The following is a 23316-nucleotide window of genomic DNA, read 5'->3' as shown; positions in this document are numbered from 1 at the left end:
CAGTGTGGTGGCTGCAGCAGTCAGGTGCTGCTGACGGGGCGATTGCCGGCGCGGGCCGAAAGACGGCGGGATTCGAGCGTGCGACGACGCTTGGCGATCACCTTGAATCGCCAGAAGGCCTGTGCGCCGAGGTAGCCGACGATGGCGCCGGAAACGGCCATGATCGCCATGCCCAGCAGCAAGGGTTGTCCGATGCCGGTGATCCAGGTCCAGGCCTGGCTGAGCGAGTCCAGTACCGCAAAGGGGGCTTCGGCCGTCTGGGCCTCGACTGCTGCCGGCACCGGCGCGCCGATGATGTGCGCGCCCAGCCGATAGGCGAAGTAGTACAGGGGGCCGTAGGTGAAGGGGTTGCTGACCAGCGTTGAGACCGCGGCGATCCACAGGTTGCCTCGCAATACCAGCGACGCGATCGCTGCCGCGGGAATCTGTGCCACCGGGATCATCAACCCGAAGAATGCACCGACGGCGACCCCGCGCGCCACCGCGCGGCGGTTGATATGCCACAGCAGCGGGTCGTGAATGCGCGGCCCGAGCCAGCGCAACAGGCGGCTCTGCTTGATGGTGTCGTGCGAAGGCAGGAAGCGTCCGAGCATGGTCCGGTCCGGGGCGAATGCGGCATCTTACGCAATGCGGAGGAAAGAACAAGCACCCCTGTTGCGGGGAGGTTGCACCGTCGGGTTCCGCCTTGCGGACGAATGATTTTCAACGAGTTTGACCACACTCGCCGTGAGGAATTCACAGTCCGGCCAACAATCGTTCCGCGGTCGCGGCTCAGAGCAGCTCGGCGGGAATGACAGCCCGCAGCACGGTCTGGGTTTCGTCGTCCCTGACCCGGTTGGTGAACCACCACAGCGCGCCCTTCTTGATCGTCCAGTCCGCTTCCTGGCCCGACAGCAGCAGGGCGGCGAGACGGCCGAGTGCGGGCTGGTGGCCGACGACCAGCGCGGCGCCACTGGCATCGGGCCATCCTGTGGCCGCCAGGATGTCGGCGACGCCGCCGTCGGGGCCGAGGCTGCTGACGATTTCGAAATCATCGGCGAAGGCGCTCGCCGTCTGCCGGGTGCGCAGCGTCGGGCTCACCAGCACGCGCAGGTGCTTGGGCTTGTTCTCTGCCAGCCAGGCTGCCATGCGCCTGGCCTGCTTGTGGCCGCGCTGCGTGAGCTCCCGGGCGTGGTCAGGGCTGCCGTCGACCGCTTCGGCGTGGCGCCAGAGCAGGAGATCCATTCGCTTCTCCGTTGAATCAGGGGCCCGCATCATGCGCCCTGCCTGTTGCAGGGACATGACGTCGCCGCCTACCAGGTCCGCCGGGCTCACCATGGTGCCTTGCCCCACAGAAGTGGCTCGCAGTCGTGCAGGACCCGCCGCCGCAGACGGGCGTAGCGCGGCGCATGCCAGCCCAGTACGAAGGCGGCCGCGACCTGCAGTGCCGGGTCCGTCGCGCTCCAGGCGAGCAGCCGCCCGCGAGCGATGTCGACGTCCTGCAGGAAGCCCAGCGTGCCCTGCGCCCGCACCAGCCCTTCCTGATAGCGCGCAACGGCCTTGGGCGGGAACAGTGGGGCAAAGAACTCGATGCCGTAGCGCAACTGCTTGAAGCCGATGCGCAGGGCGTGCAGCCGGGTCGGCTCGAGCGTGGCGGCAGCGTCGAACTGCCGGCGCGCGCGTTTGCGCAGTCGTGCCATGCGCAGCCGGGCGAAGGTGCGCAGGTCGGCTGCGGCAACGAGGCTGCCGCTGGGCAGTCGCAGCAGTTCGGTGCTGAACTCGAGCAGCATCCGACCCTGCGTGGCCATGTCGAGCGCCTTGCCTGCGTCGTGGCGTGCCAGCTCGCGCGCACGCGCCACGGCCTGAAGCAGGGCAGCATGTGACGCCGGGTCCGCGAGACCCTCCGTGGCGACGGGTTCGAGCAACTCGGTGTAGAACACATCGAGGTCGCGGGCGTCGCCGAACCGGTTGGCGTTGTCGCGCAGTCGCGCGTTCCATTGGCCGGCGAACTCTGCGGGCAACGCGGGGGCGAAGAGCTTGATCAGGGCGCGCAGACGGCGCAGCGCAACGCGCAGTTGATGGATGAAGTCCGGAGGAATCGCGTCCGCGTCCTCGATCGACAGTGCCGCTGCGGCGTTGGCCTGCCACTGGCGAACGCAAGCGAAGGCGAGGCTGCGAAAGGCTTCGACCACGTTCTGTCCGGCCTCGAGCGTCGATGCCTCGGCGCGTGCCGCGGCGAGCGGCGTGCCGAGGAACAGCCGGTAGCCGCGTTCCGCCTTGGAGATGTCGGCCGGCATCAGCGGCAGGGTCTGTGCGAGCTCGCAGGCGAGGGCGAAAAGGTCGCCAGGCTGCCCGTGTTCCAGCTCGAGCTCCAGCTCGCAGATCGGCGCCTGGCGTTCGGTGCCGTCGGGCGTGGTCACGCACACCTCGCCCTGGTCGATCATCAGCAGGATGCTGACGCCGTCGCGCGGGTTGAAGCGACGCGTCTCACGGCGAAAGCGGGTGGTGAACACCGGCACCAGTGCTTCGGCGTGACGCGCGAGCAGTTTGGCGGCGTCGGGTACTTCTACCTGCGAGAAATCGAAGCTGCCCGAGTAGGGCTGTTCCCATTCCGGCCGCTGCGACAGGCCTCCGCTCGATACCGCAGCGCATTTCACCGTCTGCAGCCAGATGCGCCCCTGGCGTCGGGTGCGCACCGCAACCCTGCGTGCCTTGAGCTGAAGCTCGGGTGTGTCGTAATACGTGTTGTCGAGGGTGACGGCGTTGCCGAGCTTCTCGGCGCCGGCCACGAGGGGATGGCGGCGCAACGCGGGCAGCGCGGATTTCGGCAGGGCGAGCTTAAGCTCGATTTCGTGGCTCATGACGCTTTGCCCCTGGCGGGGCGCTGGATGGAGGGCGGCTCGATTCTAGTCGTCCGGTCCCTGTGCGTCATGCATGGATTCATGACAGTCGGAGGCCTGTCTTCCTTACTCGCCGAACACCCGCGCCCACAACGCGATGACGGGTCGGCGCGCCGCATCTGCTTCGTCCCCGGGAATGCGCGACGGCAGGTCGTTCAGGCGTTGTCGGTGCTGCAGGCGGCGCAGTTCGCGATAGCTGTCGGCGCACGCCGCCGCCAGCTCGGCCGGAATGAGACCGAGCTCGCCACCCATTCGCAGCAGCGCGATGTTGCCGAGGTTGCCGGTGAGCTGGGGATGTTCATGCGCATGGCCCAGCACCAGGTACTGGATCAGGAACTCGACGTCGATCAGGCCGCCGGTGTCGTGCTTGAGATCGAACAGCTCGCCCCCCTTGCTGCCATGGGCGTCGCGCATCTTGTGGCGCATGGCGAGCACTTCCGCGCGCAGCGTGTCGAGGTCGCGCTTCATGCGCAGCACCTCGCAGCGGATGCGTTCGAAGGCTTCGCCGATGGCGCGATCGCCCGCCGAGAAGCGGGCACGCGTGAGTGCCTGGTGTTCCCATACCCAGGCCGATTCGAGCTGGTACTTGCGGAAGGCCTCGAGCGAGGTCGCGATCAGGCCGGAGTCGCCGTTGGGACGCAGGCGCAGATCGGTCTCGAACAGCTGCCCGGCCGCCGTCTGGCTGGACAGCCAGGTGTTGGCGCGCTGCGCGAGCCGCGTATAGACCTCGGCCGATTCCGGCGCCTCGTCGTCGTACAGGAACACGATGTCCAGGTCCGAGGCATAGCCCAGTTCCTTGCCGCCGAGCTTGCCGTAGCTGATGACGGCGAAGCGCGGCTCGTCGCGATGGCGGATCTTGATCCGGCTCCAGCAGCGCGGCAAGGTCAGGTCGAGCATGATGTCGGCCAGTTCCGACAGATGGTCGGCGAGCTTCTCGACCGTCAGCAGCCCGGCAATGTCCTGCGTCAGCAGGCGGAATACCTGGGCGTGGTGCTGTTCGCGCATTACGTCCATCTGCCGTTCCATGTCGGGTTCGAGCGCGTCGAGTTCGGCGGCAAGGCTGGCACGGAAGGCCTTCCAGTCCGGTGCGGTCTCGAGGTTGCGCGCATCCAGCATCTCGTCGAGCAGGATCGGGTGGCGAGTCAGGAACTGCGCGCCCCAGCGCGACGCACTCATCAGGTCGGCGACACGGCGCAGGGCCTGCGGATACTGCTGCAGCAGCGCGAGGTAGGCACCGCGCCGGCCGATGCCCTCCATCAGGTCGAGGCAGCGGGCGAGCGTGTCGTCCGGCCCCGGGGTGGCCGCGGCGGCCTCGATCACGCGTGGCATCAGTGCGTCGAATCGGCCCTTGATATTGTTCGGCAACTGCCGGTAGCGCGGGCTGGCATGGATGGAGGCCAGGCGCTCGGCGCCGGCGCGGGGGTGGCGGTAGCCCAGCTCGCCCAGCGCGGGGATCACGCTGTCGATGTCCTCGGCGCCGGCCCAGGTCGCGTCGAGGCTGTGGTCTTCCTCGGACGGGTCGCCGAAGACCGCCTCGAAATGCCGGCTGACGACGGCACGGTGCGCGTCCAGCGTTTCGATCAGGGCCGGGTAGTCGGCAAAGCCCATGGCTTGTGCGATCAGTGTCTGGTCGGCCTCATTGCCCGGCAGGTCGTGCGTCTGCGCGTCGTCGAGGTATTGCAGGCGATGCTCGAGCCGACGCAGGAAATCGTAGGCTGCCGAGACTTCCTGTACGGCTTCGGCCGACAGGATGCCGCGCTCGGGCAGCAGGGCGAGCGCCTTCAGCGTCGGGCGCACCTGCAGCGCCGTGTCGCGACCGCCGCGGATGAGCTGGAACACCTGGGCGATGAACTCGATCTCGCGGATGCCGCCGGGGCCGAGCTTGACGTTGTTGGCGCGGTCGCGGCGGGCCACCTCGCGCCGGATCTGCGCGTGGAGGTCACGCATGGCGTTGATGGCGCCGAAGTCCAGGTACTTGCGGAACACGAAGGGGCGGGCGATGTTGCGTAGTTCGGACCAGCGTTCGCCCAGCAGCACGCGTGCCTTGATCCAGGCGTAGCGCTCCCACTCGCGCCCCTGGGTGACGAAGTAGTTTTCCAGCATGTCGAAGCAGCACACCAGGGGGCCGGAGTCGCCGTTGGGGCGCAGGCGCATGTCGACGCGGAACACCTGGCCGTGCTCGGTGACCTCGGCCAGCGCCTGGATCAGTTGCTTGCCCAGCCGTTCGAAGAACTCGAAGTTGCTGATGACCTTCTTGCCTCCGGTGTCGCCGTCCTCGGGGTAGATGAAGATGAGGTCGATGTCGGAGGAGACGTTGAGCTCGCGCCCGCCGAGCTTGCCCATGCCGATCACCAGCAGTTCCTGCTCCCAACCGGTTGGCGACAAGGGCAGGCCGTAGCGCTCGACCAATGCGGCGCGCAGCACGCCGTGGGCATGGCGGATGGCGACCTCGGCCAGCACCGTCATCGTCTCGGTGACCTCGGCCAGCGGCGCATCGCAGTTGAGGTCGCGCACGATCAGGTGGCACAGCACCCAGATGCGCAACTGGCGCAGGGCCGGGCGCAGCGCGGCGTCGGTGGCGCCGAAGGCCGATTCGCGCGCGGCGATGAAGCGCTCCATCGCTGCCGCATCGATCGCGCCACCGATGCTCCCCGTCAGCGCCCCGCCCAGCCACGGATGGCAGTCGAGCATGCGTGACAGATAGCGCGAGTGGCGGCGGGCATCCTGCACGGGCTGGGGCAGCGACTGCGATGCGTTCTGGGTGGCGGACATGGTGCGGCTCCGGTGCCTTGGGCGTGATCGTTGGTAGAATGTGGCCCCTCGCAGCGGTTGGGGCTGGCGGGCGCAGACAAGCTAGTTTATCCGCGCCCGATGGTCCTGGTGTGTGCCTGCGGGTGCCCGGGAACGGGGCCATGCGCAATCCTGCGCGGCGCGGTCGTCCGTCCTTCCCGAGTTCCGGCCTGGCAAGCCGGTGCGACCCCTGATGAATCCGCTGCCCGAGTCCGCCCCTGCATCGCCTGCGTCGCCCGCGCTTTCCCGCCGGCGTTGGGGGCGTGTGCGTGCGGTGTGCGGCGGCGTGTTGCGCGCGTTCGTGCTGCTGTGGATCGCCTTCGCCGCCACGCTGCTGCTGGTGCGCCACGTGGCGCTGCCCTCGGTCGGCGAGTTCCGCGCCGAGATCGTGGCCGCGGCCAGCCAGGCGCTTGGCCTGCCGGTGGCGGTCGAGGCGATCGAAGGGCGTTGGGACGGCTGGCGTCCGCGCCTGGTGCTGCAGCGCGTAACCTTCACCGACGAGGCCGGGCAGGCGGCGCTGCAGTTGCCGCGGGTGGATGCCACGCTGGCGTGGTCCTCGTTGCTGCGGCTGCAACCTCACTTCCATCGCCTCGAGATTGCCTCGCCCGAGATTGCGTTGCGGCGCGAGCCTGACGGCCGCCTGCGGGTCGGAGGGCTGGCGGTTTCGGCCGACGGCGATGGCAACAGCGGCGCACTCGACTGGCTGCTGGCGCAGCGCCAGATCGTGATCCACGACGCCCGTCTGCGCTGGGACGATCGCCTGAGAGGTGCCCCTGAGCTTCTGCTCGAGCAGGTCGAGTTCCGCCTTGACCAGCGTTTCGGCCCGCGGCGCTTTGCGCTGCGGGCGCAGCCGCCGCAGGCGCTGGCGTCGACGCTGGATGTGCGCGGCGAATTGCGGCGCTTCGATCCAGCCCGTCCGCTGGCATCGACGGGGCGCCTCTATGTGTCGCTGGATCGCGCCGATCTGGGTGGATGGCGCCCGTGGGTCGATTATCCGTTGGCGCTGCAAGGTGTAGGCGGCGTTCGTGCGTGGCTCGAGTCGCATGCCGAGTCGCGCTTCGATTTTGCGCGCGGGCTGGGCTTCGCCGGGGCACCGGCACGTGGCTGGTCCGTGGCCGCCGATCTGGCGCTCGATGGCGTGCGCACAAAGTTCGGCGAGACCTTGCCCGAACTCGAGCTGGAGCGGCTCGACGGACACCTGAGCGTCGACATCGGGGCTGACGGCTACAAGGTCGCCACGCGCGGACTGGCTTTGCGCACCCGTGACGGAGTGAGCCTGGCACCGACAGACCTCGACCTTGAGCTTCGCGACGGCGAAGAGGGCGGCGGCCTCACCGCCAACCAGCTCGATTTCCACGTACTGGCGCGGCTGGCCGCACACCTGCCCTTGAGCGATGCGGTCCGCGAGCAGCTCTCGGGCTTTGCCCCGCAGGGTGTGCTGAGCGCCCTGCGCCTGCGCTGGCAGGGCGATCCCGCAGCGCCGGATGGCTGGGGGGTCTCCGCCCACTTTGCCGGACTGGGGCTTGCTGCGCGCGACAGCCTGCCGGGGCTCGGCGGACTGAGCGGCAGCCTCGACGGCGACGAGCGCGGCGGGCGCTATACGCTCGACAGCCGCGACGCCCACATCGACCTGCCCGAGGTGTTCGAGTCGGGCCGGCTTGCGTTCGCGCTGTTGCGGGCAGAAGGTGGCTGGCAGCGGCGCGACGGGCGGCTCGAGATCACGCTCGACAGCGCGCGCTTCGAGAACGTCGATGCCGCGGGGTCCGCGTCGGGCGTCTATCGCCCCCAGCGTGGTGGCGCGGGCGAGATCGACCTGCAGGCGCGTCTCTCGCGTGCCGAGGGCACCTCCGTGTGGCGTTACCTGCCGCGCGTGGTCAACCAGGACACGCATGAATGGGTCCGCACCGCGATTCGTCGCGCCGAGGTCCCCGAGGCCAACTTGCGCTTGCGCGGCGAGCTCGACGATTTTCCTTTCCGCGAGGGAGGAGGCGAGTTCCGCGTGACGATCCGGGTTGTCGATGCCCTGCTCGACTATGCGCCCGGCTGGCCCTCGATTGATGGCATCTTCGGCGAGGTGCGCTTCGAGGGGCCTGGTCTGCGCATCGAGGCCGCCCGCGGCCGCATCCTGGGCGTGGCGCTGTCGGAGGTAGTGGCCGACGTGCCGGATCTCGATGCCATGCCTTCGCCGGTGATGAGCATCGTGGGCAAGGCCGCGGGGCCGACGGCGGAGTTTCTGCGCTTCGTTTCCGAAAGCCCTGTGTCGGCACGCATCGGCGGCTTCACCGATGGCATGCGGGCGGAGGGCCGCGGCACGCTCGATCTGAGGCTGGTGCTGCCGCTGAAGGAGATCGCCGAGTCCACAGTCGATGGCGAGTACCGCTTCGGCGCCAACCGGCTGTGGCTGGTCGAGGGCCTGCCCGTGCTGGAGGATGCGGGGGGGCGCCTGCGCTTCACCGCGGATACGCTGTCGATGCCGGAGGCGCGGGCGCAGTTCCTCGGCGCGCCCGCCCGCATTACCGCAAGGACGCAGCCGGATGGAACGGTGCGCTTCGAGGCTGGCGGCGCGTTGAGTGCATCAGCGCTTGCGGCTGTGTGGGATACGCCGGTCGCGGACCATCTGTCGGGCAGTGCGCCGTGGCGCGCCGTGGTGCAGATCGACAAGGGCGCGACACGGCTGGAAGTCGATTCGGAACTGGCCGAACTCAGCTCCAGCCTCCCCGCGCCGCTGAACAAGCGGGCTGGCGAGCGCTGGCCGCTGCGCGTGCGGTTTGAGGCGCCTTCGGACGCCGCGGCGCCGGCGGCACGGACACCGCGCACGCTTTCGCTGAGCCTCGCCGACTGGCTGAGGGCCGAGCTCGAATGGCCGGGGAACGGCGGCCCGGCGCGGGGTGGATTCGCCCTCAATGGTGCCGCGCAGGAGCCCCTGCGAATGGCCGACCGCGGACTGATGGTGGCGGCGACTTTCGAGTCGCTGGACGCGGATGCGTGGCGCAGGGTGCTCGACACGGGAGTTGACGCACCCACGCCCGGCACCGGAGAGGCCGGCGCACTGCCGCTGGCGGGCGTATCGGTGCAGGCTGGCCAGTTGCAGGCCTTCGGCCAGCAGTTGAAGGACTTCAGTCTGCGCGCGGTGGCTGATGAAGGTGGCTGGAAGGCCAGGCTCGCAAGCGACCGCGCGGTGGGCGAGCTTGACTGGCGCGACGAGGGCGCAGGCGCGCTGCGCGCTCGACTGGAGCATCTGCGTGTCGGCGAGGAGCACGGAGGCAGTGACGAGGAGGCGGCGACGCCGGCCGGGGCGGCCAGCGAAGAGGATCAGACGCCGCCGCGACAGCTGCCGGCGCTCGACGTGGTCGCGGAGCGCTTCGCGCTGCGCGGCAAGGAGTTGGGGCGCCTGCAGCTGTTCGCCCGCAATCGGGCGGGGCTGTGGCAGCTCGAGCGCCTCGACCTGGCCAATGCTGACGGCCGGTTGCAGGGTAGCGGCGAGTGGCGTACCGCGGGCCGTCAGGCCACGGCGCTCGATTTCACCCTGGAAACGGCCGATATCGGGCGTTTCGCGAAACGCCTCGGATACGAAGACGTGGTGCGCGGCGGCAAGGCGACGCTGAGCGGCCAGCTCGCCTGGCAGGGCGCCCCCACGCGCATCGACTACCCGACCTTGGGCGGCAGCATGAAACTGCTGGCCGAAGCCGGGCAGTTCAACAAGCTGGAGCCCGGCGTTGGACGGCTGCTCGGCATCCTCAGCCTGCAGTCCTTGCCGCGCCGAATCACGCTTGATTTTCGCGACGTCTTTTCCGAAGGATTCGCCTTCGATGGCATTTCCGGTAGCATCGACACGGCCCGAGGCGTGATGCGCACCGAGGACCTCGAGATCCGCGGACCGGCTGCGCGCGTGCGCATGCGAGGCACCGCCGATTTGCAGGCGGAGACCCAGGACCTGCGTGTGGCGGTTCAGCCGACGCTGTCCGAGTCGGTCGCCATCGGCGCTGCGGCGGGCCTGCTGAATCCGGTGGCCGGGGTGGTGACCTACCTTGCGCAGAAGGCGCTGAGTGATCCGATCGAGAAACTCTTCGCGTACGAGTACGCGATCACTGGCTCCTGGGACGACCCCCAGGTCCAACGCATCAGCGCGACGCAGCCGGCGCCCGCGCAGTGATGCCGAGTCCGTCCGCCACGAAACGCAACCACGACCGAATCTCTGCATGAGTCCAGCACACTCCGCGCCTTTGCCCGCAACGCCCGCAGCCGGGGCCTTCCGTATCGCTGCCATACAGACGGTGTCCGGCCCCGATGTGACGCAGAACGTCGAGGTGGTTGCCGGCCTGGTGGCCGGGGCCGCCGACGCGGGTGCGCGACTGGTGGCGCTGCCGGAATACTTTCCGCTGATTACCGCCGACGAGCAGGCCAAGGTCCGCATTCGCGAGCAAGAGGGCAACGGTCTCCTGCAGACCTTCCTCGCCGATCTGGCGCAGCGGCATGGCGTCTGGCTGGTCGCGGGAACGATTCCGCTGGTGGCCGAGGCTGACGACAAGGTCCGCAACAGCACGCTGGTGTTCGACGACCAGGGCCGGCGCGTCGCCCGTTACGACAAGATCCATCTCTTCGGCTTCCAGCGCGGCGAGGAGCGCTACGACGAGTCGGCCACGATCGAGGCCGGTGGCGAGGTCTGCGTGTTCGACTCGCCGGTCGGCCGCGTCGGCCTGTCGGTGTGCTACGACCTGCGCTTCCCCGAGCTCTTCCGTGCGATGCGTGAAGTCGATCTGATCATCCTACCGGCCGCTTTCACTTACACCACGGGCCGTGCGCACTGGGAGGTGTTGCTGCGCGCGCGTGCGATCGAGAACCAGTGCTACGTCATGGCGCCGGCACAGGGCGGGCGCCATCCGAGTGGACGCGTCACCTGGGGTCATACGATGATCATCGATCCCTGGGGGGAGGTGCTGGCCTGCCAGGACGAAGGGCCAGGCGTGGTGCTGGCCGACCTCGATCCGGCGCGCATCGCCAGCGTGCGTGAGAGCCTGCCCGCGCTGCGCCATCGCTGCCTGGGCTGACGCTTAAGAACCGAACACGGCGCGATCGTTTTCGCGCCCCGCCGGTCCAACCCGGCAACGAATCCAAGGATTACGCATGAGCAAGAGCCAGAACCCGCTGAAGATCGCCGATCGCTACCTGCTGTCCCCTCACGGACTGGGTGAGGCCGAACTGGAAAAGACCTTTCGCAAGCTGATGCGCCACGACATCGACTTTGCCGACCTGTACTTCCAGTACCAGCGCTCCGAGGCCTGGAGCCTGGAGGAGGGCATCGTCAAGTCGGGCAGCTTCGACATCGAACAGGGCGTGGGCGTGCGTGCGATCAGCGGCGAGAAGACCGCCTTTGCCTACTCGGACGACATCTCGCTCGATGCCCTGGTCGGCGCCGCCACCGCGACACGCGCGATCGCGGCCGCCGGCGAGCGTCGCCGCGTCGGCATCGTGCCGCACAAGCTCAAGACCCGCCTGTACCGGGCCGACGATCCGCTCGATTCGCTCGACGACACGGCCAAGGTCAAGCTGCTGGAGCGCCTCGAGAGCTTCGCGCGCGCCGAAGACCCGCGCGTCACCCAGGTCATGGCGCATATCGCAGGCTCATGGGAAGTGGTGATGGTGGCGCGCAGCGACGGCCATCTGGCGGCCGACGTGCGTCCGCTGGTGCGGGTGTCGATCACCGTGATCATGGAAGAGAACGGCCGCCGCGAGCAGGGCAGTGCCGGCGGTGGCGGCCGCTACGACTACGGCTACTTCTGCGATGACCGCCTGCACGACTACGCGCGCGCCGCGGTGCATCAGGCCAGCGTCAACCTCGCGGCCGACCCGGCCCCGGCGGGCACCATGCCGGTTGTGCTGGGGCCGGGCTGGCCGGGCATCCTGCTGCACGAGGCGATCGGTCATGGGCTCGAGGGCGACTTCAACCGCAAGGGCAGTTCGGCTTTTTCCGGACGCATCGGCCAGCAGGTCGCCGCCAAGGGGGTCACCGTGGTGGATGACGGCACGCTGCAGGACCGTCGTGGCTCGCTGTCGATCGACGACGAGGGCAACCCGACCGAACGTACCGTGCTGATCGAGGACGGCATCCTGACCGGCTACATGCAGGACATGATGAACGCGCGCCTGATGGGAATGCCGCTGACCGGCAACGGCCGGCGCGAGTCCTTCGCCCACCTGCCTCTGCCGCGCATGACCAATACCTACATGCTGAACGGCGACCGTGATCCGGAGGAGATCATCAAGTCGGTCAAGAAGGGGCTGTATGCCGCGAACTTCGGTGGCGGCCAGGTGGACATCACCTCGGGCAAGTTCGTGTTCTCGACCGCCGAGGCCTACCTGATCGAGGACGGCAAGGTGACGCGCCCGGTCAAGGGCGCGACGCTGATCGGCAATGGTCCGGATGCGCTGACCAAGGTCAAGATGATCGGCAACGACATGATGCTCGACCCGGGCGTCGGCACTTGCGGCAAGGATGGCCAGAGCGTGCCGGTCGGCGTCGGCCAGCCGACCCTGCGCATCGACGGGCTGACGGTGGGCGGGACAGCCTGATCAAGCCCCCCGCGATGCCGTGGCCACAGGCCGCGGCGGCGCAACGTGCGTTCAGAATAGGGCCAGCTGTGGCCCTTTTTGCTGCGGTGGTGTGAAGGCCGTGGTGTTCAGCTTGCGGCGCGAACGTCCCAGCCTCAGTCGGGCATGCAGCCGGTTCATGCGCTGGCGGTAGAGCTCGGCCACCACGCCTTCGCCGCGCATGCGGCTGCCGAAGCGTGGATCGTTGGCGCGTCCGCCGCGCAGGTCGGCGATGCGGCTCATGACGTGTCGTGCGCGGTCGGGTACATGGGTGTGCAGCCAGTCCTCGAACACGTCCTTCAGCTCCAGCGGCAGGCGCAGCACGACGTAGCCCGCGGTGCGAGCTCCGACCGCATGGGCGGCCTCGACCACTGCCTCCATTTCGTGATCGTTCAGCGCCGGAATCAGCGGGGCGAACAGTGCACCGACCGGTATGCCGGCTTGATGCAGGCGGCGGATCGTTTCGAGTCGCCGCGCGGGGCGGGCGGCGCGTGGTTCAAGACGGCGTGCAAGACCATCATCGAGCGTCGTCACCGAGATCATTACCTCGACGAGGTCATGTCTTGCCAGCTCGGCCAGCAGGTCGAGGTCGCGCTCGATGAGCGCCGACTTGGTGATCAGACTGACCGGGTGGCGGGCTTCGAGCAGCACCTCGAGCAGTTGCCGCGTGAGGCCGGTGTGGCGTTCCACCGGCTGCCATGCGTCGGTGTTCATGCCGAGCGCGATCGGCGCGCAGCGGTAGCCGGGTGCCGCCAGCTCCTTGCGCAGCAAGCTTGGGGCATCGGGCTTCCAGAACAGCTTGGTCTCGAAATCCAGTCCGGGCGAAAGGTCGAGGTAGGCATGGCTGGGGCGGGCGAAGCAATAGACGCAACCGTGCTCGCAGCCGCGATAGGGGTTGATCGAGCGATCGAAGGGAATATCGGGCGAGCTGTTGTAGTTGATGACCCGGCGCGCGTTGTCGACGAAGAGTTCGGTGCGCAGCGGTGCCGGCGCGTCGTCCTCGTGCTGCCAGCCGTCGTCGAAGGCGTCGCGGCGATGGACGAGGAAGCGTCCGTCCGGGCGGATGGCACTGCCGCGCCCGCGCAGCGGCGACTCTGATGCCGCAGCCGGTGTTGCCAGCGATATCGCTGAAGAACTGGTTTTATATACAGTCATGAGGCGGAAGTGTCCGCCTCATGATTCCCGTCGTCAAGTACGAGGCAGGCGGGCGAAACCCGGTTTTCGATCCGCTCCGCCCCCGCCTGCCTCAGCTCTGGACCGGTTTCTTGATCTTGTCCTTCAGATCGCCGGTTTCGTGCTTTTCGCCTGAGCAGTTGCTCGGCAGGTTGATCTGTGCGGCCGACAGGAGGCTGGCGGCCTGGGCCGGCGTGCAGATGGAGTAGGCGAGGGCCGTGGTCGTGATGAGGGCAGCGATGGTCTGGCGTTTGATCATGTCTGGCTCCGTGGGGGCGTTCTTCATTATTCAGCGATCGTCCGCAGGACCTTCTCCGCGGAACAGGTCCGGGGTCAGGCCGTGGCGCTGCAGCAGGCGGTAGAATTCGGTGCGATTGCGTTCTGCCAGCCTTGCGGCATCCGAGACATTACCGGCTGTCAGTTTCAGGAGCTGTATCAGATAGTTTCGTTCGAAGCGTCGCTTCGCCTCGGCGTAGCCGAGCGCCTCGATCGACTTTACGCGCAGGGCGCGCTCGACGAGGGTGCGCGGGATCAGTTGGGTCGTCGCCAGCGCGCAGACCTGCTCGACCACGTTCTGCAGCTGGCGGACATTGCCCGGCCACTGGGCGGTGGCCAGGGCCTCCAGCGCGTCGGGGGCGAAGCCGCTCAGGCCCTTGGCGTATTTGACGGCCAGCCTGCGCAGGAAATGCTCGGCCAGCAAGGGGATGTCCTCACGCCGTTCGGCGAGTGTCGGCAGCTCTAGGCTGACGACGTTGATTCGGTAGTAGAGGTCCTCGCGGAACTGCCCCTCGGTCAGTGCCGCATCAAGGTCGCGGTGGGTTGCCGAGATGATGCGCAGGTCGACCGGCTCGGCACGCGTGGCGCCGACGGGGCGTACCGCACGTTCCTGCAGCACGCGCAGCAGCTTGACCTGCAGCGCGAGCGGCATGTCACCAATTTCGTCGAGAAAGAGCGTGCCACCGTGGGCGGCCTGCAGCAGACCGGCGTGATGGTGGGTGGCGCCGGTGAAGGCGCCGCGCACATGCCCAAACAGTTCGGATTCGAGCAGGGGCTCAGGTATGGCGCCACAGTTGATCGCGACGAAGGGCGCCGCGGCGCGCGGACTGGCGCGGTGGATGGCGCGTGCGAGCAGTTCCTTGCCCGTGCCGCTGTCGCCGCGGATGAGCACGCTGGCATCGGATGCCGCGATCAGGCGCGCCTCGTCGAGCAGGGCGTGCATGCGTGTGCTGTGACTGATGAGTTCGGCGCGCCACTCCTCGTCCGCCTTTGGGCCGGTGCCGGGTGTCGGCGCCGTCCGCTGCAGCGTCTGGGAAAGGGTGGAGAGCAGCGCCTGGCTGTCGAACGGCTTCGTCAGGTAGCCCGCGACGCCGCGCGAGGTGGCCTCGACGGCGTCGGGAATGGTGCCGTGGGCGGTCAGCAGGATGACGGGCAGCGCTGGGTGTTGCTGGCGGATCTCCTCGAACAGCGCGAGGCCGTCACCGTCGGGCAGACGCACGTCGCTGAGGACCAGGTCGAAGCGTTCGATGCCCAGCAGGCCGCGGGCGGCTTCGACGCTCGCGGCCGTGCTGACGCGATAGCCGTTCGCCTTCAGACGCATCGACAGCAGCCGCAGCAGGTCCGGGTCATCGTCGATCAGCAGCAGCTGCGGGCGGCTCTGGGCGGGCGCCGCTGCCGGCTGGCGCAAGCTTGTCATGGGCGCCTCATCGCTGCGGCGCCGGGCCGCGCGGGGCGAGGCTGCGCTCGATCTCGGCCAGGGCGTCGAGCTTGCGCTGCAGCGTGGCACTACGCTGTTCGCTTTCTTCCAGCGCTGCCGTGCTGCGTTCCAGTTGCTCGGTGAGGCGCTCGTTGAGTGTCGTGAGTCGCTGCCGTTCGCCGAGCTGCTCCAGCAGGGCCCGCGCGTAGGGATGCAACGCGCGGGCGTCAGGATCATCGGCTGCGAGCAAGCCCTCGAGCAGGCTGCGGGCGCGTGCAAGATTGGGCGGGCGTTGCCCGGTGGCGCGGATCGCGCGCTCCAGCGTCTGTTCGGCCAGGTTGACCTGGGCAACAGGGTGAGGAGGTTCGATCGGTTGAACGGGCGGCGGGACCGAGGTGCAGGCCGCGAGGCCGATGAAGCCAAGTGCCGGCAGGAGGTGCCAGGCAGGCGGCAGCATGTGTCTAGGTCGCATGGGGCAGTTCGATCCGGAAATGGGCGCCGCGCTCGGCGGGCAGCGCGAACACCTTGCCGCCATGCGCCGTGATGAACTCGCGCACGATGGCCAGCCCGAGTCCGCTGCCTTTGGCGCTGCGCTGGTCGGGCTGGCTGCCCTGGAAGAAGGGCTCGAAAATGCGTTCCAGTTCATCCGTCGCGATGCCGGGGCCGCTGTCGATGCAGTCGATGAGCACCGTTTCGCCGTCGCGGGCGAGTTCGATGCGGATGCGGTCGCCCGCGGGGCTGAATCCAATCGCATTGGCCAGCAGGTTGGACAGCGCGATGCGCAGCTTGCCTGCATCGGCCTGGACCAGTGGTGCCTCGCCGTCGATGTCGATGCGGATGTTTCGCGCCTGGGTCTGGAGCTGCAGCTCGGCGACGGTTTCACGCACGAGCGGTAGCAACGCGGTGGCGCGCAGTTCGAGCCGTCGCGCATCGAACTGCGTCGCGTTGTAGTGCAGGAGCTGCTCGATGCGTTCCTGCAGTGCGCGGGTGTTGTGTTCGAGAATTGCGCTCACCTCGCGCTGCTCGGCTGTCAGCCGGCCGAGCACACCGTCCGCAAGCAGCGAGACGCCTTCGCGCAGTGAAGCGAGTGGCGTTTTCAGTTCATGCGAAACGTGGCGCAGCACCCGGTTGCGGTGTGCCTCGAGCTCGGCAAGTCGAAGTCGCAACCAGTCGAGCTGCTGGCCGACCCGGCGCAGGTCGGCCGGTCCGTCCACTTCGATGAGCTGCGTGAGCTGGTTGTCCCCGAGCGCAGCGATCGCCTTCTCGATACGTCGCAGCGGACGGAGCAGCCACCAGCCGGTGAGCGCTGCGAGCGCCATGGCGATGGCGACTGCGCCGAGGAGCTGAGCCGTCAGGCGATTGCGGCGCGTGTCGAGGGTGTCGAGCAGCGCACGTTCGTCTCTTGCCACATGCGCGCGGGCCTCTGCCGCAAGCTGTTCGTTGACCCTGGTGAGTGCCATCAAGGCCTCGGTGCTGCCGGCGACACCTGTCGCCGTGGACTGCGGCGGGCCGGCAAGTTCGTGCCCGACCGCAAGCACGGCGTTGTCGGTGTGCTGGCGCCAGGCATCGGCCAGGGAGCCGAGCGTGGGGTCGAGCTCCTCGATATGCGCGAGCGCCTTCAGGGCGTCGTCCCGCGCGGCGAAGAAGCGCTCGCGGATGGCTTCGTCCTCGAGTACGAGATACTGCCGGGCGCTGCGTTCGAGATCGACGGAGCGCTCGGCCAGTTGCTGCACGCTCGTGTTGAGGGCGATTGCCGTTGCGCTGCGTTCGCGGCCGTCGCGGGCGAACTGCTCGAGCGCCATCCAGCCGCTGACGGCCGCTGCGCCCAGTACGCCGGCGATGACGAGAAAGCTTGCCAGAAGGGTCAGGCTGAATGACGGACGCAACATTGAAGCCACTCGGCGACAGGTCGAATGCAGGCACCAGAGTGTAGGGCAGCGCAGCGTGACGTAGATCACGCAAATGCAAGCTCAGGTTACGGACGGGTCTGCCTGTCGCCGGAAGGCGACGCAGGGAATGTCTTTCGAAACATGGGCTTGTTGTCTTTAGCCGTCATTCGTGTCGGGCTACGGCGACAGCAAAGCGGGTGTCCGCAACGCTCGGTGGGCTCATGATCCTGAGGGATCGGCCGCAAGTGTCTGATGATGATCGAGAACTGCGCTCAGGCACGGGTCCTGCTAAATCGGCAGACGACCGCACCGGACGGTCCGAGCCCCAGTTCAAGGAGAAGTCATGTTCAACAAGTCGAATCTGTTCCCGAAGACCGCAGAACCCCTCAGCCCGCGTGGCCCGTCCGTTCGGTCGGGCATGGGCGTCAGCAGCAATGCCTCGTCCGGTGCAGGCGTGTCCGTTGAGTCGGCTTCGCAGCGCGACTCCGCGCCGGCTGCGGCCGTCTCGACGCCCGTCGAGGAAACGAAGGTGCCGGAGGCACTCGATGCGGTGGCCGGCGGCGGCAGCCGACTGATCGTCGGGCCCGACGTCAAGCTGAAGGGCGCCGAAATCCTCGACTGCGACACGCTGGTGGTGGAAGGGCGCGTCGAGGCGACGATGGACAGCCGCGTCATCCGTATTGCCGAGAACGGCGCCTATGCGGGCACGGTCGGCATCGATGTCGCCGAGATCCATGGGCGCTTCGAAGGCGAGCTGACCGCACGCCAGCAGTTGATCATCCATGCCACCGGCCGCGTCAGCGGCAAGATCCGCTACGGCAAGATCCTGATCGAGGAGGGCGGCGAGATCTCGGGTGACGTTCAATCGCTGGCCAAGGCCGGAGCCAAGGAGGCCCTGCGTGCGGTGGAGAGCCGCAGCGCTGACAGCAAGCCGCTTGCGGCGGTCGCTGGCTGAGGATGCTGAGTGCCGGTCGCGCCGCCTGGCGCGGGCCGGCCGGTGTCAGTTGGCGGGCGTGGTCGCGCTGGCGACAGCGCCGGCCGCAAGCTGCTCGGGCTGCCAGCTCCAGTGCTTCTCCCACGCAGCGCGCACCAGGTTCGGGTATTCGGCCTTGCCCAGGCTGCCGTTGTAGCGCCCGAGTGCGCGGAAAAGGTTGCCCTTCTCGATGTCGAGGTAATGGCGCAGGATCGTGCAGCCGTAGCGCAGGTTGGTGCGCAGGTGGAAAAGGTTGTCGTCGGGCCGTTCCATGACCTTGAGCCAGAACGGCATGACCTGCATGTAGCCGCGCGCACCGGCGGACGAGATCGCGTATTTTCGGAAGTTGCTCTCGACTTGGATCAGGCCGAGCACCAACTGCGGATCCAGGCCAGCGCGTGTCGCCTCGTAGTGGATGCTGGTGAGCAGTTCGGTGCGGTAGCTGGCGTCCGGGATGCGCTTCTGCAGGCGGCGCGACATTTCCGCCAGCCACTGCGCGCGTTCACCCGCGTCCGGAATCGGTAGCGCCGGCGCGGCCGCGTCACTCACCGCTTTGTGCAAAGCTGCACGTACGCTGGCCGCCAGCGGTTCATACTGCTGCGCCCCCGCGACTGCCGTGCCGCTAATGAACGCGAACAGCAGCGCGGCGGCGAAACGGGGCAGTGAGCTTGGGGGGCGCATGCGGGGTCAGGCCTTGCCGAGGGCACCCAGCACGTGGGCGGCAATGTCGCCGGCCCCCAGCTTGGTTGCCTCCGGGTCGCGACGGCCCTGGTACTCGACCAGGCCTTCCTTCAGCCCACGGTCGCCGATGGTGACGCGGTGCGGTACGCCGATGAGTTCCCAGTCGGCGAACATCACGCCGGGGCGTTCGTCGCGGTCGTCGAGGATGGCGTCCACGCCGGCTGCAATAAGCGTGTCGTAGAGCTTCTGTGCCTCGTCGCGCACCGCCTGCGACTTGCCCCAGCCCACCGGGCAGATCACCACTTCGAAGGGCGCGATGGCCGTCGGCCAGATGATGCCCCGGGCATCGTGGTTCTGCTCGATCGCGGCGCCCAGGATGCGGGTGACGCCGATGCCGTAGCAGCCCATCTCGAAGTGCTTGGGTTTGCCGTCCTCGTCGAGGAAGGTGGCGTTCATCGCCTTCGAGTATTTGGTGCCGAGGTAGAACACGTGGCCGACCTCGATGCCGCGCTGGATGGCGAGCACGCCCTTGCCGTCGGGGCTCGGGTCGCCTTCGACCACGTTGCGGATGTCCGCCACGAGGTCGGGCTCGGGCAGGTCGCGGCCCCAGTTGACACCGGTGAAGTGGAAGTCGGCGTCATTGGCGCCGCAGATGAAGTCGGCCATGTGGGCGACCGTGCGGTCGGCGATGACCTTTACCGGCTTCTTCAGCCCGATCGGGCCGAGGTAGCCCGGCTTGCAGCCGAAGTGCTCGAGGATCTCCGCCTCGGTGGCGAAGCGGAAGCCAGCCTTCAGGCCTTCAAGCTTGCCGGCCTTGACCTCGTTCAGCGCATGGTCGCCGCGCACCAGCAGCAGCCACACGGTGACGCCGGCGGGGTTGCCCTTGTCGTCCACGTCGTCGGTGGCGAGCACCAGCGACTTCACCGTGGTCGCCAGTGGCACGCCCAGCAGCTCGGCGACGTCTTCGCAGGTGGCCTTGCCCGGCGTGGGCGTTTTCTGCAGCGCCGTGCCGGGCTCTGCGCGGCGCGCGAGCAGAGACACCGCCTCGGCCAGCTCGATGTTGGCGGCGTAGTCGGAGTCGGGGCAATAGACGATGGCGTCCTCGCCGGTGTCGGCGATAACCTGGAATTCATGCGAGCGATCGCCGCCGATGGCGCCGGTGTCGGCCGCCACGGCGCGGTACTCCAGGCCCAGGCGGTCGAAGATGCGCTTGTAGGCTGCGAACATGATGTCGTAGCTGCGGCCGGCGGCTTCCTCGCTGCGGTCGAAGGAGTAGGCGTCCTTCATCGTGAACTCGCGCCCGCGCATGACGCCGAAGCGCGGACGGCGCTCGTCGCGAAACTTCGTCTGGATCTGGTAGAAGTTCTTTGGCAGCTGGCGGTAGCTCTTGAGCTCCTGGCGCGCGATGTCGGTGACGACTTCCTCGGACGTGGGCTGCAGCGCGAAGTCGCGCTCGTGGCGGTCCTTCAGGCGCAGCATCTCGGGGCCCATCTTGTCCCAGCGCCCGGTTTCCTGCCACAGCTCGGCGGGCTGGACCAGCGGCATGGTCAGCTCCATTGCCCCGGCGCGGTCCATTTCTTCGCGGACGATGGTCTCGACCTTGCGGATCGCGCGCAGCCCCATCGGCATGTAGCTGTAGATGCCGGCGGCGGCCTTGCGGATCATGCCGGCGCGCAGCATCAGCTTCTGGCTGATCACTTCGGCGTCGGACGGGGCTTCCTTGAGGGTGAAGAGATGGAACTGGCTGGCGCGCATGAGGGTCTTTGCGTAGAAGGCATTGTCGAGCGCGCGATTCTAGCGCAAGGCACCGCCTCGGAAGGACTGGATCAGGTTCAGGCTAGTCGATGCACAGCGGTGGTGCGCTTTCAAACGGACCCCAAGTGTGAAAAAATCGGCGTCAATCAACCGAATTTGAAGGTTAGTCATGCTTGATCGTGAAGGCTTTCGCCCGAACGTCGGCATCATTCTGGTTAACGCGCGCAACGAGGTTTTCTGGGGCAAGCGCATCCGCGAGCATTCCTGGCAGTTTCCCCAAGGTGGCATCAAGCACGGCGAGTCGCCGGAGCAGGCCATGTATCGGGAGTTGTTCGAGGAAGTCGGCCTGCGTCCGGAACACGTCAGGATCCTCGGTCGCACGCGGGGCTGGCTGCGCTATGAAGTGCCAAAGCACTGGATACGGCGTGAGTGGCGCAATACCTACCGCGGACAGAAGCAGATCTGGTTTCTGTTGCGGCTGGTAGGGCGCGACTCAGACGTCTGCCTGCGCGCGAGCTCGCATCCGGAATTCGATGCCTGGCGATGGAGCAATTATTGGGTGCCGCTGGATGCGGTGATCGAGTTCAAGCGGCAGGTGTACCAGCTGGCGCTGATCGAACTCGCACGCATCCTGTTTCGCTCGCGTTCGTTCGAGTTGCCTGACAGCTACCGCCTGCCCGAGCCTGAGGTGCCGGTGCCCGTGGTGCTCGGGGGTTCGCAGCATTGAACAGCGGTCGGTGAAGCCAAAATCCCTATGGAGATCTCCGCGAGTGAGTTCCCGCGCACAACGCATCATCGGCGGGGCGCTCGTCGCCCTCGCGTTCGCTTCTGGCAGCGCGTCTGCCGGACTGTTGGTCGAGGCAGACCCGGACTGGAAGGAGGGCGAGGCGGCCATGCCGCCGGCCGTCGACGAGTCTCGCCTGAGGAGCTTCTTCGTCAGCAGTGCTTCGGCCAACCAGTTCTTCGTCGATGAGGGCAGTGTCAGCCTTGGCGAGGATCGTGTTGTGCGCTACACGCTGGTGGTTCGCACCACGGGCGGTGCGGAGAATGTCACCTTCGAGGGCATCCGCTGCGCAACCGGCGAGCGGCGCATCTACGCGAGCGGCCGCAAGGATGGCACCTGGACGCCGATGAAGAACAGCGCCTGGCAGCCCATCAGCGACAACGCCTACAATCGCCCGCGTGCCGCGCTGGCCTACGAGCATTTCTGTGACGGGCCGGCGGCGCCGCGCAATCGCGAGCATGCGCTCGAGTTGCTGCGCAATCCGCGCGATCCGTCCAAGTCCTACGGAGTCCGCTGATGATCGATCAGGCTGTTATCGAGTTTGACAAGGCGTTGCGTACGGTCTTCGCGCCGGCACGCAGCGTGCGTCCGGTGCCGGGGGAGGCGCTCCCGGAGGCCGAGCTTGACGATGCGGAGCGTCGCCATGCGGCGGCGCTGATGCGCATCAACCATGTGGGCGAGATCTGCGCGCAGGCGCTCTACCAGGGGCAGGCCTTGATGTCGCGCGACCCCTCGATCCGGGATGCGTTGAAACAGGCTTCGCATGAGGAAACCGAGCATCTGGCGTGGACCGAGCGCCGGATCGGCGAACTGGGCGGACGCAAGAGCCTGCTCAATCCGCTGTGGTACGGCGGGGCGCTCGCCATTGGCCTCTTGGCCGGCCGTTTCGGTGATCGCTGGAACCTGGGGTTTCTGGCGGAAACCGAGCGTCAGGTTGAAAACCACCTCAAGGGCCATCTGGAGACGCTTCCTGCCCAGGATCACAAGTCGCGCGCGATCGTCGAGCAGATGAAGATCGACGAGGTCGAGCATGCGGATACTGCGGTCGGGTTGGGCGCGCACGAGTTGCCGGCGCCGATCAAGGGGGCGATGAAGCTGGCGTCGAAGGTGATGACGACGCTGACGTATCGCATCTGACCGGTCAGGGGGGGGCGAGGCGGGCTCGCCCCGCGCGTGACCCTCAGTCGGCCTCGACGATTTCGCACTCGTGCGTGATCTCGGCCGTCTTGCCAAGCATGATCGAGGCGGAGCAGTATTTCTCCGCCGAGAGGTGGATGGCGCGTTCGACGGTTTCGCGCTTCAGGTTGCGGCCGGTGACGGTGTAGGTGAAGCGGATCCGGGTGAAGACCTTCGGGTCGGTGTCGGCTCGGTCGGCTTCTAGGCGCACGCTGCAGCCGCGCACGTCGTGGCGGCCGCGCTTGAGGATCAGTACGACGTCGAAGGCGGTGCAGCCTCCCGCGCCCGCCAGCATCAGCTCCATCGGCCGCGGGGCAAGATTCCTTCCGCCAGCGTCCGGCGCGCCATCCATGGCGACGAGATGGCCGGTACCCGTCTCGGCAATGAAGCTCATGCCGTCAACCCACTTGATGGTGCATTCCATGTGATTCGATCTCCTGTCGGGGTGTCGCGTCCCGCGCGTGTCGCGCGGTGTGTGTTCTGGCGCGCGGATTCTACAGGAGTGACGCGGGCCTGCTCGCTCTCTCGCATCGTGAGGCGCTGACCTCGATCGGCAGATGCCCCGGTTTCAATACGCCTGCGTATTCATGCAGTGCACAATATCGATGGAATCCGGGTGGTTGCCTCGAGGGTGGCAATGGGCTATCGGACAGGTGAGTGTTCGAAAATTTGATTTAAAACAATATTATGGCGAGACATAAGGAGGATTTATCAGAAAATCAAAACATTTATAGTGCGTTGCACAAAATAGTGCTTGCGTGGCCGTGGGGTGGTCAGGATAATTCGCCTCAGTCGGATCGCTGACGCGGCAACAACGACGCGCCGATCCAAATGGTGTCTCCTCCACCCTCCTCCTTTGGTGTGGATTTAACGCAGTCCTCGCGGACTGCGTTTTTTTTGGTTCATCGCGCCTTTCCGGGGAAGGCGGCCTTGAT

At 67.4% G+C, this 23316-nt stretch carries 19 protein-coding genes; 7 read left to right on the top strand and 12 right to left on the bottom strand.

Features of this window, described 5'->3' with window-relative positions; all coding sequences use genetic code 11:
- Positions 1 to 20: 20 nt before the first annotated feature.
- From CGK74_RS15640 to glnE, 4 genes are all read right to left on the bottom strand, one after another.
- Positions 21 to 593, bottom strand: a complete 573-nt coding sequence (locus CGK74_RS15640) for a DUF2062 domain-containing protein (RefSeq protein ID WP_094269362.1) — start codon at positions 591 to 593, stop codon at positions 21 to 23.
- A gap of 178 nt (positions 594 to 771) precedes the next feature.
- Positions 772 to 1224 carry a phosphohistidine phosphatase SixA gene (gene sixA / locus CGK74_RS15635; protein WP_094269361.1) on the bottom strand — a complete coding sequence of 151 codons (453 nt, stop codon included), beginning with the start codon at positions 1222 to 1224 and terminating at the stop codon, positions 772 to 774.
- A gap of 86 nt (positions 1225 to 1310) precedes the next feature.
- Positions 1311 to 2840: a CYTH and CHAD domain-containing protein gene (locus tag CGK74_RS15630; protein ID WP_094269360.1), complete on the bottom strand. Its 1530-nt coding sequence runs from the start codon at positions 2838 to 2840 to the stop codon at positions 1311 to 1313.
- 105 nt (positions 2841 to 2945) lie between these two features.
- Positions 2946 to 5651 carry a bifunctional [glutamate--ammonia ligase]-adenylyl-L-tyrosine phosphorylase/[glutamate--ammonia-ligase] adenylyltransferase gene (glnE, locus tag CGK74_RS15625; RefSeq protein ID WP_094269359.1) on the bottom strand — a complete coding sequence of 902 codons (2706 nt, stop codon included), beginning with the start codon at positions 5649 to 5651 and terminating at the stop codon, positions 2946 to 2948.
- A 211-nt stretch (positions 5652 to 5862) separates the two neighbouring features.
- On the opposite strand from glnE, the gene CGK74_RS15620 reads away from it, so the two are divergent.
- From CGK74_RS15620 to tldD, 3 genes are all read left to right on the top strand, one after another.
- Positions 5863 to 9822: a YhdP family protein gene (locus CGK74_RS15620; protein ID WP_094269358.1), complete on the top strand. Its 3960-nt coding sequence runs from the start codon at positions 5863 to 5865 to the stop codon at positions 9820 to 9822.
- A 46-nt stretch (positions 9823 to 9868) separates the two neighbouring features.
- The gene (locus CGK74_RS15615; protein WP_094269357.1) at positions 9869 to 10717 is read left to right on the top strand and encodes a carbon-nitrogen hydrolase family protein; all 849 of its coding nucleotides are present in this window, start codon (positions 9869 to 9871) and stop codon (positions 10715 to 10717) included.
- A 76-nt stretch (positions 10718 to 10793) separates the two neighbouring features.
- Positions 10794 to 12239, top strand: a complete 1446-nt coding sequence (gene tldD, locus CGK74_RS15610; protein ID WP_094269356.1) for a metalloprotease TldD — start codon at positions 10794 to 10796, stop codon at positions 12237 to 12239.
- Positions 12240 to 12290: 51 nt separating this feature from the next.
- On the opposite strand, the gene CGK74_RS15605 is transcribed toward tldD, so the two are convergent.
- From CGK74_RS15605 to CGK74_RS15585, 5 genes are all read right to left on the bottom strand, one after another.
- The gene (locus CGK74_RS15605; RefSeq protein WP_094269355.1) at positions 12291 to 13412 is read right to left on the bottom strand and encodes a PA0069 family radical SAM protein; all 1122 of its coding nucleotides are present in this window, start codon (positions 13410 to 13412) and stop codon (positions 12291 to 12293) included.
- A 91-nt stretch (positions 13413 to 13503) separates the two neighbouring features.
- A complete protein-coding gene (locus CGK74_RS15600) occupies positions 13504 to 13689 on the bottom strand; it encodes a hypothetical protein (RefSeq protein ID WP_206186272.1) in 186 nt (61 codons plus the stop codon).
- Positions 13690 to 13719: 30 nt separating this feature from the next.
- On the bottom strand, positions 13720 to 15123 hold the full coding sequence (locus CGK74_RS15595; RefSeq protein WP_094269353.1) for a sigma 54-interacting transcriptional regulator: 1404 nt from the start codon (positions 15121 to 15123) through the stop codon (positions 13720 to 13722).
- A 7-nt stretch (positions 15124 to 15130) separates the two neighbouring features.
- A complete protein-coding gene (locus tag CGK74_RS15590; protein ID WP_240498754.1) occupies positions 15131 to 15580 on the bottom strand; it encodes a hypothetical protein in 450 nt (149 codons plus the stop codon).
- A 4-nt stretch (positions 15581 to 15584) separates the two neighbouring features.
- A complete protein-coding gene (locus CGK74_RS15585) occupies positions 15585 to 17012 on the bottom strand; it encodes a HAMP domain-containing sensor histidine kinase (protein ID WP_094269351.1) in 1428 nt (475 codons plus the stop codon).
- A 343-nt stretch (positions 17013 to 17355) separates the two neighbouring features.
- Between CGK74_RS15585 and CGK74_RS15580 the strand changes: the two genes are divergently transcribed.
- The gene (locus CGK74_RS15580) at positions 17356 to 17967 is read left to right on the top strand and encodes a bactofilin family protein (protein ID WP_094269350.1); all 612 of its coding nucleotides are present in this window, start codon (positions 17356 to 17358) and stop codon (positions 17965 to 17967) included.
- Between the two features lie 45 nt (positions 17968 to 18012).
- On the opposite strand, the gene CGK74_RS15575 is transcribed toward CGK74_RS15580, so the two are convergent.
- On the bottom strand, positions 18013 to 18666 hold the full coding sequence (locus CGK74_RS15575) for a lytic transglycosylase domain-containing protein (RefSeq protein ID WP_094269349.1): 654 nt from the start codon (positions 18664 to 18666) through the stop codon (positions 18013 to 18015).
- 6 nt (positions 18667 to 18672) lie between these two features.
- A complete protein-coding gene (locus CGK74_RS15570) occupies positions 18673 to 20421 on the bottom strand; it encodes a proline--tRNA ligase (protein WP_094269348.1) in 1749 nt (582 codons plus the stop codon).
- Between the two features lie 169 nt (positions 20422 to 20590).
- Between CGK74_RS15570 and CGK74_RS15565 the strand changes: the two genes are divergently transcribed.
- From CGK74_RS15565 to coq7, 3 genes are read left to right on the top strand one after another with little or no spacing between them, the layout of a single operon-like run.
- Positions 20591 to 21148: an RNA pyrophosphohydrolase gene (locus CGK74_RS15565; protein WP_094269347.1), complete on the top strand. Its 558-nt coding sequence runs from the start codon at positions 20591 to 20593 to the stop codon at positions 21146 to 21148.
- Positions 21149 to 21191: 43 nt separating this feature from the next.
- Positions 21192 to 21722 (top strand): CNP1-like family protein, encoded by a 531-nt coding sequence (locus tag CGK74_RS15560; protein WP_094269346.1) that lies wholly within the window; start codon positions 21192 to 21194, stop codon positions 21720 to 21722.
- A complete protein-coding gene (gene coq7 / locus CGK74_RS15555; protein WP_048708535.1) occupies positions 21722 to 22342 on the top strand; it encodes a 2-polyprenyl-3-methyl-6-methoxy-1,4-benzoquinone monooxygenase in 621 nt (206 codons plus the stop codon). The genes CGK74_RS15560 and coq7 overlap by 1 nt, the downstream gene beginning before the upstream one ends.
- A 43-nt stretch (positions 22343 to 22385) precedes the next feature.
- Here the strand turns inward: coq7 and CGK74_RS15550 are convergent, their stop codons facing one another.
- The gene (locus CGK74_RS15550; protein WP_094269345.1) at positions 22386 to 22805 is read right to left on the bottom strand and encodes an OsmC family protein; all 420 of its coding nucleotides are present in this window, start codon (positions 22803 to 22805) and stop codon (positions 22386 to 22388) included.
- Positions 22806 to 23316 lie beyond the last annotated feature (511 nt).

This window comes from Thauera propionica, from assembly GCF_002245655.1.
Lineage (GTDB): Bacteria > Pseudomonadota > Gammaproteobacteria > Burkholderiales > Rhodocyclaceae > Thauera > Thauera propionica.
The sequence above is the reverse complement of the archived record's forward strand: the minus strand, read 5'-3'. Positions and strand labels throughout refer to the sequence as shown.

Coding starts and splice junctions, on each gene's coding strand:
- CGK74_RS15640 (WP_094269362.1), bottom strand. CDS start 593: ATGCTCGGACGCTTCCTGCCTTCGCACGACACCATCAAGCAGAGCCGC.
- CGK74_RS15590 (WP_240498754.1), bottom strand. CDS start 15,580: ATGCTGCCGCCTGCCTGGCACCTCCTGCCGGCACTTGGCTTCATCGGC.
- CGK74_RS15575 (WP_094269349.1), bottom strand. CDS start 18,666: ATGCGCCCCCCAAGCTCACTGCCCCGTTTCGCCGCCGCGCTGCTGTTC.
- CGK74_RS15615 (WP_094269357.1), top strand. CDS start 9,869: ATGAGTCCAGCACACTCCGCGCCTTTGCCCGCAACGCCCGCAGCCGGG.
- CGK74_RS15620 (WP_094269358.1), top strand. CDS start 5,863: ATGAATCCGCTGCCCGAGTCCGCCCCTGCATCGCCTGCGTCGCCCGCG.
- CGK74_RS15550 (WP_094269345.1), bottom strand. CDS start 22,805: ATGGAATGCACCATCAAGTGGGTTGACGGCATGAGCTTCATTGCCGAG.
- tldD (WP_094269356.1), top strand. CDS start 10,794: ATGAGCAAGAGCCAGAACCCGCTGAAGATCGCCGATCGCTACCTGCTG.
- CGK74_RS15600 (WP_206186272.1), bottom strand. CDS start 13,689: ATGATCAAACGCCAGACCATCGCTGCCCTCATCACGACCACGGCCCTC.
- CGK74_RS15565 (WP_094269347.1), top strand. CDS start 20,591: ATGCTTGATCGTGAAGGCTTTCGCCCGAACGTCGGCATCATTCTGGTT.
- CGK74_RS15570 (WP_094269348.1), bottom strand. CDS start 20,421: ATGCGCGCCAGCCAGTTCCATCTCTTCACCCTCAAGGAAGCCCCGTCC.
- sixA (WP_094269361.1), bottom strand. CDS start 1,224: ATGGATCTCCTGCTCTGGCGCCACGCCGAAGCGGTCGACGGCAGCCCT.
- CGK74_RS15585 (WP_094269351.1), bottom strand. CDS start 17,012: ATGTTGCGTCCGTCATTCAGCCTGACCCTTCTGGCAAGCTTTCTCGTC.
- CGK74_RS15605 (WP_094269355.1), bottom strand. CDS start 13,412: ATGACTGTATATAAAACCAGTTCTTCAGCGATATCGCTGGCAACACCG.
- CGK74_RS15580 (WP_094269350.1), top strand. CDS start 17,356: ATGTTCAACAAGTCGAATCTGTTCCCGAAGACCGCAGAACCCCTCAGC.
- glnE (WP_094269359.1), bottom strand. CDS start 5,651: ATGTCCGCCACCCAGAACGCATCGCAGTCGCTGCCCCAGCCCGTGCAG.
- CGK74_RS15630 (WP_094269360.1), bottom strand. CDS start 2,840: ATGAGCCACGAAATCGAGCTTAAGCTCGCCCTGCCGAAATCCGCGCTG.
- CGK74_RS15595 (WP_094269353.1), bottom strand. CDS start 15,123: ATGACAAGCTTGCGCCAGCCGGCAGCGGCGCCCGCCCAGAGCCGCCCG.
- coq7 (WP_048708535.1), top strand. CDS start 21,722: ATGATCGATCAGGCTGTTATCGAGTTTGACAAGGCGTTGCGTACGGTC.